Here is a 236-nt window from a genome sequence, read left to right on the forward strand (position 1 = left end):
TTCGGCCTCGCCTTTCTCGGGGGCTGGACGATCGCGGCGTTCGCCTTCGTCGGTGGCCTGATCGCCACGCTGCTCGTCTACGCGACGGCGCGCGCGCAGGGACGCACCGAAACCGTCACGCTGCTGCTGACGGGCGTCGCGATCAATGCGTTCGCCGGTGCGGGGCTCGCCCTCATCACCTTCCTGGGCGACACCCAGAGCCGCGAGCAGATCGTGTTCTGGCAGCTGGGTTCGAT

At 68.6% G+C, this 236-nt stretch carries 1 protein-coding gene; it reads left to right on the forward strand.

Features of this window, described 5'->3' with window-relative positions; all coding sequences use genetic code 11:
- The coding region (locus tag SB754_RS22930) for an iron chelate uptake ABC transporter family permease subunit (RefSeq protein ID WP_410784555.1) at positions 1 to 236 on the forward strand (236 nt) is incomplete at both ends.

The organism is Leifsonia sp. SIMBA_070 (assembly GCF_046534635.1).
Classification (GTDB): Bacteria; Actinomycetota; Actinomycetes; order Actinomycetales; family Microbacteriaceae; genus Leifsonia.